Source organism: Sphingobium sp. 22B (assembly GCF_001580035.1).
In the GTDB taxonomy this organism is placed as follows: Bacteria; Pseudomonadota; Alphaproteobacteria; order Sphingomonadales; family Sphingomonadaceae; genus Sphingobium; species Sphingobium fuliginis.
Genome location: NZ_LTAB01000001.1, coordinates 540,554 through 556,909 on the forward strand (window position 1 = coordinate 540,554; position 16,356 = coordinate 556,909).

At 64.4% G+C, this 16,356-nt stretch carries 13 protein-coding genes and 1 tRNA gene; 8 read left to right on the plus strand and 6 right to left on the minus strand.

What is annotated here, in order from left to right; genetic code table 11:
- Positions 1-76: 76 nt before the first annotated feature.
- Together A0J57_RS02480 and A0J57_RS02485 are read right to left on the minus strand one after the other, a co-directional pair.
- Positions 77-820 carry a DUF3223 domain-containing protein gene (locus tag A0J57_RS02480; protein ID WP_061937724.1) on the minus strand — a complete coding sequence of 248 codons (744 nt, stop codon included), beginning with the start codon at positions 818-820 and terminating at the stop codon, positions 77-79.
- A gap of 161 nt (positions 821-981) precedes the next feature.
- The gene (locus A0J57_RS02485) at positions 982-3,042 is read right to left on the minus strand and encodes a ParB/RepB/Spo0J family partition protein (protein ID WP_061937727.1); all 2,061 of its coding nucleotides are present in this window, start codon (positions 3,040-3,042) and stop codon (positions 982-984) included.
- Between the two features lie 456 nt (positions 3,043-3,498).
- Between A0J57_RS02485 and A0J57_RS02490 the strand changes: the two genes are divergently transcribed.
- The 3 genes from A0J57_RS02490 (at position 3,499) to A0J57_RS02500 (ending at position 6,213) form a co-directional block, all read left to right on the plus strand.
- Positions 3,499-3,747 (plus strand): plasmid stabilization protein, encoded by a 249-nt coding sequence (locus A0J57_RS02490; protein ID WP_170978405.1) that lies wholly within the window; start codon positions 3,499-3,501, stop codon positions 3,745-3,747.
- Complete coding sequence (locus A0J57_RS02495; RefSeq protein WP_061937733.1) at positions 3,744-4,166, plus strand: type II toxin-antitoxin system VapC family toxin; 423 nt, start codon at positions 3,744-3,746, stop codon at positions 4,164-4,166. The genes A0J57_RS02490 and A0J57_RS02495 overlap by 4 nt, the downstream gene beginning before the upstream one ends.
- Before the next feature lie 346 nt (positions 4,167-4,512).
- Positions 4,513-6,213 (plus strand): recombinase family protein, encoded by a 1,701-nt coding sequence (locus A0J57_RS02500; protein ID WP_076605710.1) that lies wholly within the window; start codon positions 4,513-4,515, stop codon positions 6,211-6,213.
- Here the strand turns inward: A0J57_RS02500 and A0J57_RS02505 are convergent.
- Positions 6,169-6,245: transfer RNA gene (locus A0J57_RS02505), tRNA-Arg, on the minus strand. The two genes, A0J57_RS02500 and A0J57_RS02505, sit on opposite strands and share 45 nt — an antisense overlap.
- Before the next feature lie 139 nt (positions 6,246-6,384).
- On the opposite strand from A0J57_RS02505, the gene A0J57_RS02510 reads away from it, so the two are divergent.
- Positions 6,385-6,882 carry a hypothetical protein gene (locus A0J57_RS02510; RefSeq protein ID WP_061937736.1) on the plus strand — a complete coding sequence of 166 codons (498 nt, stop codon included), beginning with the start codon at positions 6,385-6,387 and terminating at the stop codon, positions 6,880-6,882.
- A 38-nt stretch (positions 6,883-6,920) separates the two neighbouring features.
- Here the strand turns inward: A0J57_RS02510 and ppdK are convergent, their stop codons facing one another.
- The 3 genes from ppdK to A0J57_RS02525 form a co-directional block, all read right to left on the minus strand.
- Positions 6,921-9,623: a pyruvate, phosphate dikinase gene (ppdK, locus tag A0J57_RS02515; RefSeq protein WP_044662403.1), complete on the minus strand. Its 2,703-nt coding sequence runs from the start codon at positions 9,621-9,623 to the stop codon at positions 6,921-6,923.
- 145 nt (positions 9,624-9,768) lie between these two features.
- Complete coding sequence (glyS, locus tag A0J57_RS02520; RefSeq protein WP_061937738.1) at positions 9,769-11,862, minus strand: glycine--tRNA ligase subunit beta; 2,094 nt, start codon at positions 11,860-11,862, stop codon at positions 9,769-9,771.
- A gap of 97 nt (positions 11,863-11,959) precedes the next feature.
- Positions 11,960-12,832 carry a glycine--tRNA ligase subunit alpha gene (locus A0J57_RS02525; protein WP_061937741.1) on the minus strand — a complete coding sequence of 291 codons (873 nt, stop codon included), beginning with the start codon at positions 12,830-12,832 and terminating at the stop codon, positions 11,960-11,962.
- A gap of 179 nt (positions 12,833-13,011) precedes the next feature.
- Between A0J57_RS02525 and A0J57_RS02530 the strand changes: the two genes are divergently transcribed.
- The 4 genes from A0J57_RS02530 to pth all read left to right on the plus strand — a co-directional run bounded on the left by A0J57_RS02530 (position 13,012) and on the right by pth (position 16,264).
- A complete protein-coding gene (locus tag A0J57_RS02530; protein WP_061937745.1) occupies positions 13,012-13,926 on the plus strand; it encodes a TraB/GumN family protein in 915 nt (304 codons plus the stop codon).
- A 1-nt stretch (position 13,927) separates the two neighbouring features.
- Positions 13,928-14,812 (plus strand): TraB/GumN family protein, encoded by an 885-nt coding sequence (locus A0J57_RS02535; protein ID WP_061937748.1) that lies wholly within the window; start codon positions 13,928-13,930, stop codon positions 14,810-14,812.
- A gap of 122 nt (positions 14,813-14,934) precedes the next feature.
- Positions 14,935-15,549 carry a 50S ribosomal protein L25/general stress protein Ctc gene (locus A0J57_RS02540; protein ID WP_025550158.1) on the plus strand — a complete coding sequence of 205 codons (615 nt, stop codon included), beginning with the start codon at positions 14,935-14,937 and terminating at the stop codon, positions 15,547-15,549.
- Between the two features lie 145 nt (positions 15,550-15,694).
- Complete coding sequence (gene pth / locus A0J57_RS02545; protein ID WP_061937751.1) at positions 15,695-16,264, plus strand: aminoacyl-tRNA hydrolase; 570 nt, start codon at positions 15,695-15,697, stop codon at positions 16,262-16,264.
- The last annotated feature ends 92 nt before the right edge of the window (positions 16,265-16,356 follow it).

A 16,356-nucleotide genomic window follows, 5' to 3' on the forward strand; every position in this document is an offset into this window, starting at 1 on the left:
CGAATCCCCCCTTGGTCCGCCACTATACTATGGATGGCACAACCATAAGCTGCTCCGTCGCGAGGTCAGTGGTGATTCAGGTCAAAACCACCGGCCTGCGAACTTTGGGTCTGCGCTGCCCGGCCGACATCGCCAGATTGCGGGTCCGGGCCACGATTCTCAGAATAGCGGCGCCATGATGGAATTGCCGGAACGCGGCGACAACGGCCGGATCGACGAATGTCGTCGTGGTTTGGCTGTCTGCCGGGACAGTAACGGTGCCGGGGCGCACTTCATGCTGCCATCCTCGCGCGGCGCGAAAGCTCAGAACCAGTTGGCCGAACGTCGGATAGGCGTGGTCGATATGGGCCGATTCGATAGTGATAAGCTCGTCGGTCAGCTCGCAGGGGACGCGACCGAGTTCATCTCCATAAGTTTTGAAGTGTCGGGCTTTGGCGGCTTTCAAGTCTGCCGCAACCGCCGCCCGGCAGGCGTCATAGAACTCCTGGGCGTTTGATTTCGGCGCTCCACGAACGGCCGCTAGATAGCTGAAATCCGTCTCGCTGCCGTCAACGCGCCGCACCCAAAAGCCGGGTGTCGAGTAGCCGTCGCCGGTGTTCCGGCGCCGGAAGAAAGAATCCACTCCGTTGCCTATCTTCGAGGGGCCATCGACAATGACGGCGTCATAGCGTTCGAGGAGGGCGATCAGGTCGTCATGGTCGACACGGTCTTCGACCACTTCCTCATCGGAATAGCGGGCCAGCATAACCTTGAAATGAGCCAAGGCGGCGCTTTGGGTCTTCCATGCCCTGCCGTTCGACAGATTGATCGCCTTTGCCACCGTTGCCCCGTATCCTCGTTCCGCTTGCCAAGCTGGCTATCGGCGAGGATGGTTCGACGCAAGGTGACACACAACAAGGTCGGCCGCGCGCCCGCGCGCGGCCGAATTTTTCTGGGTGAGAGCAAGGCCGGGACCGCTCGCGCGGCCCCGGCCCGGTGCCGCTACTCGGCGGCGATGGCGTAGGACCTTTCGCCATTCTCCGCTTCGCACGCCTGCTCCACCGCCTCGGCGTCCTCGGCCTCGATGGACGCGGGCTGGTCCGCCTCCGGCTGCGGTGTCCGCAGCGCGGCGGGAAGCCAGCCAGTCCCGGCCAGAAGCTGCTCGGCGGCTTGCGCCATGTCCGGCTTCTTCATGTCAGCGAGACGGCGGGCGGCGTCCTCGGACACGCCCTCGGCCACTGCCTCGACGATATGCGCCTTGGTGACGCGGCCAAGATAACTGTCCACGGTCGGTGTCCAGTCCTTCGCCACGTCCAGCGCCAGCGCACTCGCCAGCCGGTCGGCGGTTTGTAGCGAACGGGGCTTGCGATCCCACGGCAGCCACAGGGAGTTGACCGTGCGAGCGGCGCAATGCGCCAGCAGCGCAATCCGCTTCTCGTCCGTTAGCCCGACGATGAAGCCCCACAGGTCCGTCACGTCGCGGGGCATCCGTTCGGCCCAAGCCTCGTGCTGCTCGCTCGACCGCGCTGCCAAGGGGGTATCCTCGATCCCGTCCGCGTGGCTTCCCAAGGGGGTCACGGTCGGGCGGACCTCAAGGCAACCCGCCTCCGCATAGCTGTAGAACAACTGCGCGGTGAGCGTGTGGGCCAGCGCGATCAACGCCGTATCCGGCTGCTCGGCCAGCGCCACGCGGAGCGCCAGCGTCCGGTAGGCGGACAGGTCGCGAGTGAGGCTGTCAGAAATGGGCTTGCCCGGCTCCTCGTCCTCTTCCTCGTTTTCCTGCACCGCTTCGTCGCCGTCCTCCGGTTGCTCGTCCTGACCGGCCTGCGGTTCGGGCGCATCACCCTCTGCCTTCGGCTCGGGCTGCGGGTCCGCCAGTGCCTCGTCCTCGGCCCGAACGAAACCGCGCTCGACCCTGACACTGCCGTCATGGTGAAGCACGACGAACGCGCCGCCATGCGCGACCACGTTGGCGTCGTAGGCGGAACGCTTCTCGGAAATGGCGTCGATCTCGTCGGACACCGCCTCCAGCTTTGCCGCCACGTCCTCGGGCATTTCGTCATAGGACGAATAGCCTTCGGCAAGCTCGTCATGCTCGGTGGACAGCGCCTCCAGCCGCGCCTCGTCCTCGTCGGACAGGGAAACGGACTGCGGATAGAAACGCCGCATCCCGTGGGCGTGGGGATAGTCGATATGCGCCTCGGCCCATTTCCACCCCTCGGCCTGCACTTGCTCGGCAACCTCCCGCAGCTTCTCGGCGGCAAGAATATCGAGCAAGCCCGCATCCTCGAAGAACCCGCCTCGGTCTTCGCTGAACAGGTCGCGGATGATATGGCCGCCCGCCTCGATATAGGCGTCGGCCCCGACGAACACCGCGCGGCGATCATCGGCAGGCACATTGCTCGCGGTCATGTCTCGCCGGATGATCCACGGTTCGCGGTTGTGATGCAGGTTGGCGAACACCTGCTCCTGCCGGTCATGGTCCTCGGTGATGGCGAAGGCCATAAGCTGGTCCAGCGTAAGCCCGTCCTCTCGATAGACCTGCAACAGCTTGGGACTGACCGCGCCGAGGCGAAGCCGCTGCTTCACCACTGCCGCCGTCTTGCCGAACCGCGCGCCGATTTCCTCCGCGCCCCAACCCTTGCCGTCCGCCAACTCGCGGAACCGCTCGAACTCGTCGGCGGGGTGCATATTGGTCCGGGTCACATTCTCGTCCAGACTGATCTCGGACGGGTCGTTGGCGGTATCGAGCCAGCAGCGCACCGGCTCGGACTTCTTGATCTGCTTACGCTTTGCGCGCAGCAGCATCGCCAGCCTGCGGCCTTCGCCAGCGGTGACGAGATAATAGCCGGTCGGCGTCCCGTCCTCCTTGGTTTCCGGCTCCACGACAAGGTTCTGGATCAGCCCCTTGTGCTGGATCGAAGCGGCCAGCGCCTCGATAGCGGCTTCCCCATGCGGCACCTTGCGGGCATTGCGCGGGGACTTCTTGAGCTTGGCGAGCGGCACGAAAATCTCGATGCCCGACACAGGCTCGGCGGCTGCGGTTTGAGTAACAGCGTTCATCACACTTCTCCGTAAAACCACACTCACCCCGGAATGGGGTGGGCGGCGAAGAAGCGACCGGCAGGCCCGCCGGCGGAGCCGGGCAGCATCCGCAGGACCGGAACGTAGAGGAGGTAAGCGCGCCTGCGCGCGTTGCGGCCCGGCGCGGCGGGCCTAAAGGGAAGCGTCGCCCACCCCATATCGGGAGTGCAACGACCAACAATGCAATCGGGCCGGCGAACGCCCTGGCCCGATCTCCGCAGCAGGAAGAATCGCAATCCGCGCCGCGGATTGACCGACGGGCGCCAGAGCGCCGTACGCCAGTCCGGTCGTCACCCGCATGGGACGAGACCCGTCAGGGGCTCGGTCGAAGCGCAGCGGAGATAGGGCGGCGGTCCCGCCGGGAGGCGCCAACCCTGATCTTGCAATTTTCATCACCATCGACTAATATGCAGTCATTGACTTATGGAGGCGCGCATGGCGGTTATGACGATTCGAAACATCGACGATGCGATCAAAAATCGGCTGAGGCTGCGCGCTGCAATGCACGGCCGTTCTATGGAGGATGAAGCCCGCGACATCTTGCGCTCGGCGCTCTCGACCGAAATCCCGCGCCCTCGCAATCTGGGCCAGGCCATCAACGAGCGCTTCGGCGAGCTGGGCGGCGTCGATCTGCCTGACGTTCCGCGCGAGGCGATCCGGCTGCCCGTGGACTTCGGCGAATGATCGTCCTCGACACCAACGTCATTTCCGAGATGATGCGACGCGAGCCTGACCCGCAAGTCATGGCGTGGATCGCCGATCAGCCTATGGCGGGCGTGTTCACGACTACGTTGACGCAGGCGGAAATCTTCTACGGGCTGGCGCTGCTTCCCGAGGGACGCCGCCGCGATGACCTGCTGGCGGCCGCGCGTCCGATGTTCGAGGTCGATCTGGCCGGGCGTGTCTTGCCGTTCGATACCGACGCGGCCAGCGCCTATCCCGAGATTGCCGCCGGGCGGAAACAGGGCGGCAAGCCGATCAGCCAGATTGACGCGCAGATTGCCGCCATCGTGCGCTCGCGCGGCGCGCGGCTGGCGACTCGCAATGTGCGTGACTTCGCCGAGTGCGGGATCACGGTCGTCGATCCGTGGGGCAAAACATGACGCCCGCCGCCGCACATCCCTATCTGCGCTACGCGGGGATGGAGCCTTTGTGCGAGGCGCAGCGGCGAGGCAGCTTGGCGGGATGGCCCTTCCTCGCAAAGTCCGTCGCCGCACGCCTCAACGCTGGGCCGAGTGCCCGGATGACCTGCACGACTACACCAACCGGGTCGCACCGCGCCGCGCTTCGCGCGGGTCGCGCAAGGATGATGGACCAATCGTCGTCACCGACGATTGGCCGGAGCAAGTTCCCATCGGCGACGCCGAGCTGCGCGCGATCGAAGGCCACATGCGGCAAGAGCTGGACAAGATGTTCGGACCGCTGCCGTGAAGTGAGGAGTGAAGCATCATGACCAGCGCCGCGTTGCGACAGGATGATCATGAGGCGCCGGTCGCCGCGACCGCCCGCGCGGCGCTCTACCTGCGCGTCTCCACCGGCCGCCAAGCCGATAGCGATCTGTCGATCCCCGACCAGCGCCGCCAGATCGAAGGCTATTGCCTGTCGCGCGGCTGGGAGGTGGCGGCGGAGTTCGTCGAGCCGGGCAACACGGCGACCGATGATCGTCGCCCCGCTTTCCAGGCGATGATCGACGCCGCGATGCAGAAGCCGTCGCCGTTCAACGTCATCCTCGTCCACAGCTTCTCGCGGTTCTTCCGCGACCAGTTTCAGTTCGAGTTCTACGTTCGCAAGCTGGCGAAGAACGGCGTTCGGCTGATCTCCATCACGCAGGATTTGGGCGACGATCCGATGAGCGTGATGATGCGTCAGATCATGACGCTGTTCGATGAGTATCAGTCGAAGGAGAACGGCAAGCACACGTTGCGGGCGATGAAGGAAAACGCCCGGCAAGGTTTCTGGAACGGCGCTCGCGCGCCCATCGGCTATCGCGTCGTTGCGGCCGGGGAGCGCGGCGCAAAGATCAAGAAGAAGCTAGAGGTCGATCCGCTCCAAGCCGAGACGGTGCGGCGTATCTACCGCATGGCGCTCAATGGCGTCGATAACCGCGGCCCGATGGGTCTCAAGTCGATCGCCACATGGCTCAACGAGAACAACATCCGCACCCGCGACGGCGGGCGTTGGGGCTTGGGCGCGGTGCATCAGGTGCTCACCCGCACGACCTATATCGGCCAGCACCGCTTCAACACCCGTGATCACAAAACGAAGACGCCGAAGCCGGAGAGCGAGCACGCCGTCATGGAAGTGCCGGCGATCGTTTCGGAAGCCGAGTTCGAGGCCGTCCAGCGTTCGCTCAAGGCGCGCAGCCCGAAGATGATGCCGCCGATGGCCGTGGGCGGCCCGACGCTGCTCACCGGCATCTGCTTCTGCGCGTGCTGCGGCGGCGCGATGACGCTGCGCACCGGCACCAGCAGCGTCGGGCGGGAGTATCGCTATTACACTTGCTCGACGAAGGCGCGGCAGGGTGCGACCGGCTGTCCCGGTATCACCGTGCCGATGGACCGGCTCAACGAGGCCGTGGTCGGTCATCTCGAAGCCCGGCTGCTCGACCCGGCGCGGCTCGAAGTTCTGATGGATCAGATCCTCGAACGGCGCGACGAGTGGGTGAACCAGCGCCGCGAGCATGTCGTCGATCTCGAACGGCGTGCGACCGAGGCGGAAGCGAAGCTCAAGCGCCTCTATGATGCGATCGAGAACGGCGTCATCGACGTGAGCGACCCATCGCTCAAGGATCGCATCGGCGAGCTGACCGCGACGCGGGATCAAGCCAAGGGCGATTCGGAGCGCGCCCTCGCCCATATCGTGAAGATCGGTCCGGCGATCACGCCGGAAAGCCTGCGCGCGTTTGCGGCGGCCCTGCGCAAGAAGTTGCGCAACGGCGACGGGACATTCGCCCGCGACCAGGTTCGCGCCGTCGCGCAGCGCGTGGAAGTCGTCAATCGGAATGAGGTCCGCATCCGTGGGCTGCGGAGCGAGCTGCTCCGAACCCTAACCGCCGCCTCTGGCGTAGAGGCGGCGGTGCTAGGCGTTCGTGCCTTTGAACCGAAATGGCGCACCCGGAACGATTCGAACGTCCGACCCTCAGATTCGTAGTCTGATGCTCTATCCAGCTGAGCTACGGGTGCGTTGGAGTGGCGCAGATAGAAGCGGCCAGACATTTGGGCAAGCCCTTTTTACACTTTTTTGGCGGACTGCCTGATCGAAGGCGCCGTACCGCAACCTTGTCCCGCTCCGGTCGTTCGAGAGGCAGGAAAGGATGCTGAGATGACCTTCACTCCCAACGAAATTGCGCTGCTGGTGATCGCGCTGCTGATCGGGCTGCTTCTGGGCCTCATCATGAGCGGACGCGGCAAATATAAGCGCTACTGGCGTGATGAGCAGCTTGCCCACGCCCAGGCGGTCAAGGACCGCGACGCCCGCCTGACGGCGGCGCAGGAGCGGATTGCCGAACTGGAACGTCAGTCGGTTCCTCCACGCTCCGCCACCCTTGGGACCGCCGGAAGCGCGCATGAGCGGGATGATTTCAGCCGCATCCGGGGCATCACCCCGCAGGACGAGATCGCGCTCAATCAGGCGGGCTATCATCGCTACGATCAGATCGCGGCGATCAGCAGCGAGCAGGAGGCAGCGCTTGAAACGCGCCTCGGCCTGCGAAGCGGCATGATTTCCCGGGAGGAATGGCGGGAACAGGCCCGCCTGCTGGATGCGCGTCAGGATCATGAACATGCGAGGCTCTACGACCAGCGCGCCACGCCTGTCTGAAAATGAAGGGGGCGGGATAATCTCCCGCCCCCTTCCTGTCATTTCCGGTTCGCCAGCGCCGCCTGAGCCGCCGCCAGTCGCGCGATCGGCACGCGATAGGGTGAGGCCGACACATAATCGAGGCCGGTCTTCTCGCAGAAGGCGATGGAGGCCGGGTCGCCGCCATGTTCCCCGCAAATGCCGAGCTTGATGCCCTCGCGGGTCGCTCGACCGCGTTCGGCGGCCAGTTCGATCAGTTCGCCGACGCCTTCCACGTCGATGCTGACGAACGGGTCGCGGGCGAAGATGCCCTTGTCCACATATTGCGTCAGGAAGCGGCCGGCATCGTCGCGACTGATGCCGATGGTGGTCTGCGTCAGGTCGTTGGTGCCGAAGGAGAAGAATTCGCCCACTTCCGCGATCTCGCCTGCCTTCAGCGCGGCGCGCGGCAGTTCGATCATCGTGCCGACCAGATAGTCGACGCTGGCGCCCTGCTCCTCGAAAACCTGTTTGGCTACGCTGTCGACGATCGCCTTCATCAGTTCCAGCTCTTTCTTCGTCGCAACGAGCGGGATCATGATTTCGGGGATCGGCGCCTCGCCGCTGCGCTGCTTGATGATCAGCGCGGCTTCGAAGATGGCGCGGGCCTGCATCTCGTAGATTTCAGGATAGGTGACGCCCAGACGGCAACCGCGATGGCCGAGCATCGGGTTGAATTCGTGCAGTTCGGCAGCGCGGCGCTTCAATGCTTCCACGCCGACGCCCGCAGCCTTGGCCACTTCCTCGAACTCCGCTTCGCCATGCGGCAGGAATTCGTGCAGCGGCGGATCGAGCAGGCGGATGGTGACGGGCAGGCCCGCCATCACCATGAAGATCTGCGCGAAGTCGTCGCGCTGCTCCGGCAGCAGCTTGTCGAGCGCGATGCGGCGGCCCTTTTCCGTGTCCGCGAGGATCATCTCGCGCACGGCGGTGATGCGGGCCGCGTCGAAGAACATATGCTCGGTACGGCAGAGGCCCACGCCTTCAGCACCGAAATCGCGGGCGGTCTGGCAATCCAGCGGCGTTTCGGCATTGGCCCGGACCTTGAGGCGGCGGACCTTGTCGGCCCAGCCCATCAGCGTGCCGAAGTCACCCGCCAGTTCCGGCTGCACGGTCGGCACTTCGCCCGCCATCACCTCGCCGGTCGAACCGTCGATGGTGAGAATGTCGCCTTCCTTGAGGGTGCGGCCTTCGATGCGCAGCGTCTTGGCGGCATTGTCGATCGATAGGCTGCCCGCGCCGGAAACGCAGGGACGGCCCATGCCGCGCGCCACCACGGCCGCGTGGCTGGTCATGCCGCCGCGCGCGGTCAGGATGCCCTTGGCCGCATGCATGCCGTGAATGTCCTCCGGAGAGGTTTCCACACGAACGAGGATCACCGAATCGCCCAGTTCGTTGCGGCGCTCCGCAGTGTCGGCGTCGAACACGATGGCGCCCGAAGCCGCGCCCGGAGAGGCGGGCAGGCCCTTGGTCAGCACATCGCGCGGCGCCTTGGGATCGAGCGTCGGATGCAGAAGCTGGTCGAGCGCGGCGGGATCGACGCGGGCGACGGCTTCTTCCTCGGTGATCAGGCCCTCATTCGCCATGTCGACCGCGATCTTGAGCGCGGCCTTGGCGGTGCGCTTGCCCGAACGGGTCTGGAGCATCCAGAGCTTGCCCTGCTGCACCGTGAACTCGATGTCCTGCATGTCGCGATAATGGGTTTCGAGGATCTGGAACACCCGCGCCAGTTCGGCATAGGTTTCCGGCATCGCCTCTTCCATCGACAGCGGCTTGGCCCCTGCCCGCTCGCGCGCCTGCCTGGTAAGATACTGCGGCGTGCGAATGCCCGCCACCACATCCTCGCCCTGCGCATTGATCAGATATTCGCCATAATAGGCATTCTCGCCGGTCGCCGGGTCGCGGGTGAAAGCGACGCCGGTGGCGGAAGTATCGCCCATATTGCCGAACACCATTGCCTGCACGTTGACGGCCGTGCCCCAATCATGGGGAATCGAGTTCAGGCGGCGATAGACCTTGGCGCGGTCAGCCTGCCAGCTGCCGAAGACGGCGCTGATCGCGCCCCAGAGCTGGTCGTTCACATCCTGCGGGAAGGGCTTGTTCCAAAGTTTTGAAACAAGGCCCTTATATTCGGTGACGAGCGCCTTCCAGTCGTCGGCGGTCATTTCCGTGTCGAGCGTGTAGCCCTGGTCTTCCTTGGCGACTTCCAGCGCTTCCTCGAACGCGCCATGGTCGAGTTCCAGCACCACGTCCGAATACATCTGGATGAAACGGCGATAGCTGTCCCAGGCGAAACGTTCGTCGCCGGAAGCGGCAGCCAGACCCAGCACGGTTTCGTCGTTGAGGCCGAGGTTCAAGACCGTGTCCATCATGCCGGGCATCGAGATACGCGCGCCGGAACGAACAGAAACCAGCAGCGGGTCGGCCTTGTCACCGAACTTCTTGCCGGTGATGCCCTCGATATGGGCGATGCCGTTGGCGACTTCCGCTTTCAGGCTTTCAGGATAGACCCCGCCGTCCTGATAATAGCGGGTGCACATCTCCGTGGTGATGGTGAAGCCCGGGGGCACCGGCAGGCCGATCGCAGCCATGCCGTCCAGATTCGCACCCTTGCCGCCGAGAAGATTCTTGTCCCCTTTGCCGCCATCATCGACGCCGCCGCCGAAACGATAAACATAACGGGTTGCGGTCGTGCTCATGCTGGCCTCTTCCATTGTCAACATAATCGCGGCTCTCCTGCACTGATTGCCGTGTATTTGTGCGATGCAACAAAACTTAAACAACAGGCGGGCGACAAACGCACCCGCTTTTACGACGATTGCTCTCCGATTCCACTGATTTTCCCGCTTGTGCGGGTATGTTTTGGTATTAGCCCGTAATTTTCGAGAAGTCGGCCACCGCGTGGACGGCGTTCCGCACCCGCGCAAGTAGCGCGAGGCGAGCGGAACGTTTCGCCGGATCGGCATCGTTGACGGTGACGGTTTCGAAAAAGGCGTCGATCGGCGCCCGCAATGTTGCAAGTGCTGCCATGGCCCCTTCGAAATCTTCCGCCGCCAGAGAGGCGTCAGCGCGAGGCTCCGCGGCGTCCAGCGCGGCGATCAGATCCGCCTCCGCCTGTTCGGGGGCATGGGAGAGTTCGACCTGCCCGGCTGTTTCGGCGCCTTCCTTCTTGAGGATGTTTGCCGCACGCTTGTAGCCGGCGAGGAGGTTGGCGCCGTCGTCCGTGGCGATGAAGGACTGGAGCGCCTTCACGCGGGCTAGCAGACGGACCAGATCGTCTTCGCCGCCCAATGCGAATATGGCGTCGATCAGGTCATGGCGGACGCCGGCTTCACGCTGCTGGACCTTCAGACGGTCCGCGAAGAAGTCGAGCAATTCACCCTCCGCCACGGACAGACGCAAATTATTGGCGGTGACGATCTGGATGACGCCCAGCGCTGCCCTGCGGAGGGCGAAGGGATCGCGCGAGCCGGTAGGCTTCTCATCGATGCCGAAGAAGGAGCGGAGCGTATCCAGTTTGTCGGCCAGCGATACAGCCACGGTCAGCGGCGCGGTCGGGACTTCATCTCCCTGCCCGACCGGCTTGTAATGGTCGCGGATGGCATCTGCTACGCCATCGGGCAGGCCTTCGGCCCGGGCATAGTAGCCGCCCATGATGCCTTGAAGTTCGGGGAACTCGCCTACCATTTCGGTGACGAGGTCGGCCTTGGCGAGACGGGCAGCCTGTTCGGCCAAGTCCGCCAGCGCCTTTTTCCCTTCGTCATTCCCACGCAGGCGGGAATCCATCGCCGATGTTGCGTCCGGGTGAGAGGTCTGGGGATGGGCCCCCGCCTTCGCAGGGGCGGCGATGCCTTCTTCCACCAGCCGGCGCGCCAGCTTTGCGACACGCTCCACCTTATCGGCCACGGTGCCGAGCTTTTCGTGGAAGGTGATGCGTTCCAGCTTCTTTGCGTGATCCCCCAGCTTCGTCCTGCGATCCTGCTCCCAGAAGAAGCGGGCATCCGACAGGCGGGCGGCGAGAACCTTGCGGTTGCCCGCCACGATCGCCGCGCCGCCATCCTTCGCCTCGATATTGGCGGTGCAGATGAAGGCGGGGGCCAGCTTGCCGTTCGCGTCGCGCAGGACGAAATATTTCTGGTTGATGCGTAGGGTTAGCTGAATGACTTCAGGCGGCACCTCAAGGAAGGCCGGGTCGAAATCGCCCAAGAGCGGGACCGGCCACTCTGTCAGCCCCGCATTCTCCGCGATGAGGCCCTTGTCCTCGATCACCGCGTAGCCGCGGGCTGCCGCGGCTTCGGCAGCCCTTGCCTCGATGATCGACTGGCGTTCCTGGTGGCTGGCGATCACATGGCATGCGCGCAGCTTTTCGGCATAGTCATGCGCGCCGCCGATGGTGATCTCGCCCGGATGGTGGAAGCGGTGCCCCAGCGTTGCGTAGCCGCTGCGGATGCCTTCGATTTCGATGTCGACCAGATCTTCGCCCAGGATCGCGACGATGCCTTGCAGCGGGCGGACCCAGCGCAGGCTTTCCGTAGTCTGCGACGCGGGGCCCCAGCGCATCGACTTGGGCCAGGGGAAGCTGCGTATAATGGCAGGGACGGCTTCGGCCAGAACCTCGGCAGTGGCGCGGCCGGGCTTGTTGACCGTGGCGAACCAGACGCCGTCACGATCCTCAAGCTGATCCTGGGTCAGTCCGGTCTTGCGAAGGAAGCCCTCCAGCGCCTGCGCGGGCGCCGAGGTGCGGGGCCCCTTGAATTCTTCGCTGACAGCGGCGGTTTCCAACGGCAGGTTGCGGGCTATCAGGGCCAGGCGGCGGGGGGTGACGAAGCTGTCGATGCTTTCGGGCTGCAGGCCGGACCTTGCCAGTTCCTCGGTGAAGAGGCGGGCAAGGTCTTCCGATGCCTTGATCTGCATGCGCGCGGGGATTTCCTCGCAGCGCAGTTCGAGGAGGAAATCAGTCATGCGGCTTCCTCCAGGTTGGGCGCGCCGCGCCGCAAGTGGGACGCCGCCGGGTCCGAAATCCCGGCTTTGGTGGGCATGGCGGAAATAATCGAGTCCTTCATGCGGCCCACCCGTTCACTTCCATCCACTTTTCGCAGGCGCCCTTGGCGAGGTCGCGAACGCGGCCGATATAGCTGGCGCGTTCCTGCACCGAGATGACGCCACGCGCTTGCAGCAGGTTGAAGACGTGGCTCGCCTTGATCGCCTGATCATAGGCGGCGAGCGGAACGCCTGCCTCCAGCGAAGCCTTGCACTCCGCCTCAGCATCCCTGAACCAGCGGAACAGCTTTTCGGTATCGGCTATCTCGAAATTCCATTTCGACATCTGCCGCTCATTTTCCAGAAACACTTCGCCATAGGTGACGCCCGCATCGTTGAACTTCAGGTCATACACGCTGTCGACGCCCTGGATGTACATGGCGAGGCGCTCCAGGCCATAGGTCAGCTCACCCGCGACCGGCTTGCAGTCGAAACCGCCCATCTGCTGGAAATAAGTGAACTGGGTGACTTCCATCCCGTCGCACCACACTTCCCAGCCAAGCCCCCAGGCGCCCAGCGTCGGGCTTTCCCAATCGTCCTCGACGAAGCGGATGTCGTGGACCAGCGGATCGATGCCGATCTCCTCCAGCGAACCCAGATAAAGTTCCTGGAGGTTTGCCGGGCTGGGCTTCATGATGACCTGATATTGATAATAATGCTGGAGACGGTTCGGGTTCTCGCCATAGCGGCCATCGGTCGGACGGCGGCTGGGCTGGACATAAGCGGCGTTCCAGGCATTGGGGCCAAGACTGCGCAGCGTCGTCGCGGGGTGGAAGGTGCCCGCGCCCACTTCCATGTCATAGGGCTGCAGGATCACGCAGCCCTGCCGTCCCCAATAGGCATGCAGGGTCAGGATCAGGTCCTGAAAGGAAAGCGCTTTACTTGTCGCCACCGGTGGTCCCCAGAAATCACGGCTTTAAGAAAATGACGGATCGATTGCGGCGCGCCTTGGCGCAGCGAGGGCGCAGGGTCAAGGGAAAGAGGGCGGGCTTAACCGTAAATCCGCTTGCTCTGGCGGCCGGTGGCCCGCATGGAAGGGAAAACCCTTAAGGAAACGGACCCGCAATTCAGATGAGATGGCCCTCTTTCCGCTGGCTGGCCCCCGCCATGATGCTGCTTGGCGGATGCGCGCTGGAACAGCCCGCCGCCGCCCGCGGTTCGGCGACGCGCTCCGCCTATGTGACGCCGGCCCTGTGGGAGGTGAAGGACGCCGACACCACCATCTATCTGTTCGGCACCGTCCATGTGATGAAGCCGGGGGTCGACTGGTTCAAGGGCGGGGTCAGATCGGCCTTCGATCGGTCGGACGAGCTGGTGCTGGAGATCGTCGAGCCGGAAGATCCCAATGGGCTGGCGTCCACCATGGCGGGCGCGGCGCTTGCGCGGGACGGCGTGAAGCTGTCGGACCGCCTGGGCGCGGACGACCGCGCCAAATATCAGGCGGCGATGAGCACGAACGGGCTTCCCTGGCAGGCCTTCGAGATGTTCAATCCCTGGATGGCAGGCATGGCGCTGTCGGTGAAGCCCCTGGAAGCGCTGGGCTACAAGTCGGACCTGGGCGCGGAGAAGGTGCTGACGGCGGCGGCCAGGGCTTCGGGCAAGAAGGTCGGCGCGCTGGAGACGGTGGAACAGCAGCTCGGCTATTTCGCCGGCCTGCCGATGGAGCAGCAGGTGAACTTCCTGACCGCGACCATAGAAGGCCTGCCGGACATGGACCGGGAGTTCGCCAGCCTCGTCGCGCACTGGCAGGGCGGGGAGCCGGACAAGCTGGCGGCGGAGATGAACGAATCGCTGGAGGCGACGCCGGAACTGGCCCAGGTGCTGCTGATCCAGCGCAACGCCAACTGGGCGAAATGGATCAAGCAGCGGCTCGACCAGCCGGGCACGCTGTTCATTGCCGTCGGCGCCGGGCATCTGGCGGGCAAGGGCAGCGTGCAGGACCAGTTGGCGGCGCTGGGCATCGCGTCGGCACGGGTGAAACAATAGGATGATCGGCCTTCTGGCGCGCTGGCTGGGGCTGGCCGTCCTATGCCTGATTGCCGCTTGCGGGGAGAATCCCCCTGCCCCGCCGCCCGGTGGAGGGCCCGCGCTCTGGCGGGTGGAGGGCAAGGGCGTCGACGGCTGGCTGTTCGGCACCATCCATATATTGCCGGGCGGCGTGGAATGGCGGACCGGGCCGATCGGGGAGGCGATCGGACGAGCGGACAGGCTGGTGCTGGAATCGGCCGGGATACAGGATCAGGCGGGCACTTTGGCGCAGTTCGAGAGGATGGGGCGCAGTCCTGGGCTGCCCCTGCTGGAGACGCGCGTTCCGGCGGGAGACAAGGCGGCGCTGGAGGAGATCGTCCAGAATGGCGGCACCAATACGCAAACTCTCTCCGCTTATGAAGATTGGGCGGCGGCGATGCTGCTGTCGGCGGCGGCGCAACAGGCCCTGCATGTCAGCCAGGATCATGGCGTCGAACCCGCGCTGATCGCGATATTCGGAAAGGCGGGCAAGCCCATAAGCGGGCTGGAGACCGTGGAGCGGCAGTTTCGGGCGTTCGATACGCTCCCCCCGGATGCGCAGCGGCGGCTGCTGGTCGATACGGTGCGCGAGGCGAAGGAGATGCGGCGGCTTTACGACCATATTCTCAACGCCTGGATCAGGGGCGATCTCGCCACCCTTGCGCGGGACGGCAGGTTGGGCGAGACGCCCGATCCAGTGGTGGAACAGGCGGTGCTGGTGGACCGGAACCGTGACTGGGTGAAGTCCATGGAGACGCTCAAGGGGCGGCCCTTCATTGCGGTGGGCGCGGGACATCTGGCGGGCAAGGACAATCTGGTCGACCTGCTTCGGGCCGGTGGATACAGGGTGACGCGGATGCAGTAGCACCCATCCCGCTTCCCGGCCCTTGCTTTCCAGCGCCTTTCTGCTATTGGGCCGCGGTCCCGACATGGTCATCCCTGGAGGCGTGGCGGGCACCTACATCAATTTGCTTTTGGAGACACGCAATGAGCGAGCAGCTTACGCTGTCGGCAGAGGCACGCGATCGGGCAGGCAAGGGAGCCTCCCGCGCTCTCCGCCGTGAGGGCCGCGTACCCGCCGTCATCTATGGTAACAATGAAGAACCGCAGTCGATCCATGTCGAGGAAAAGCTTCTCAACAAGCTGCTCGGCACCGGCCATTTCTTCAATTCGGTCGTCTTCGTCGAAGTGGGCGGCAAGAAGGTCCGCACCCTCGCCAAGGATGTGGCTTTCCACCCCGTGACCGACCGTCCGCTGCACGCCGACTTCCTGCGCGTTTCGGAACATGCCACCGTCCACGTCAACGTGCCGGTTGTCTTCAGCAATGAAGACGCTTCGCCCGGCCTCAAGAAGGGCGGCGTGCTCAACATCGTCGCGCACGAGATCGAACTGATCGTCGATGCGGCTGAGATTCCGGACGATGTCGTCGTCGACCTGACCGGCCTGGATGTCGGTGAGTCGATCCACATCGGCGCCGTGAAGCTGCCCAAGGGCGCCAAGGCTGCCCATGACGAAACCGACTTCACCGTCGCGACCATCGTTGCCCCCTCGGCTCTGAAGAGCGCCGAAGGCGACAATGAGACGCCGGCTCAGGGCGAATAAGCCCCTAGTCTGGCTGACCGTTTTATCGGTTCGCTCAACCCCCGTTCGGGCTGAGCTTGTCGAAGCCCCGCTCTTTTCGAAGAAGTGAGGCCGATCGACAGGTTCAGGACGAACGGGGGTTTGTCTTATCGGGAGTATCGACGCGATGCAGATCTGGGTGGGCCTGGGCAATCCCGGAACCCAATATGCGATGAACCGGCATAATGTCGGTTTCATGGCGGTCGACCTGATCGCGGACATGCATCGCTTCTCTCCGCCGAAGAAGCAGTTCCAGGGCTGGGTGCAGGAAGGACGCATCGGTCCTGAGAAGATCGTCCTGCTGAAACCGGCAACCTTCATGAACGAAAGCGGACGCTCGGTTGGGGAAGCCATGCGCTTCTACAAGCTGACGCCGCAGGATGTGACGGTCTTTCACGACGAACTGGACCTTGCGCCCATGAAGGTCAAGGTGAAGCGCAGCGGCGGCAATGCGGGACATAACGGCCTGCGTTCGACCGATGCGCATATAGGGGCGGAGTTTCGCCGGGTGAGGATCGGCATCGGCCATCCGGGGCACAAGGACCGGGTGCACGGCTATGTGTTGGGCAATTATCACAAGAGCGAGATGGACGCGCTGGCCGACATGCTGGGCGCGATCGGGGCGGAGGCGGAGTGGCTCGCCAAGGGAGAGGATGCGCGGTTCATGAATGAGGTGGCGCTGCGGCTGGCGGACTGAGACGGGCGAATTGCGCGTCCGTCCGCCCTGCCCTCACGGTGAAATGGCCAGGGTGGATTGCGGACTGTCGCAGTCCCACGCCATAGAGTAGG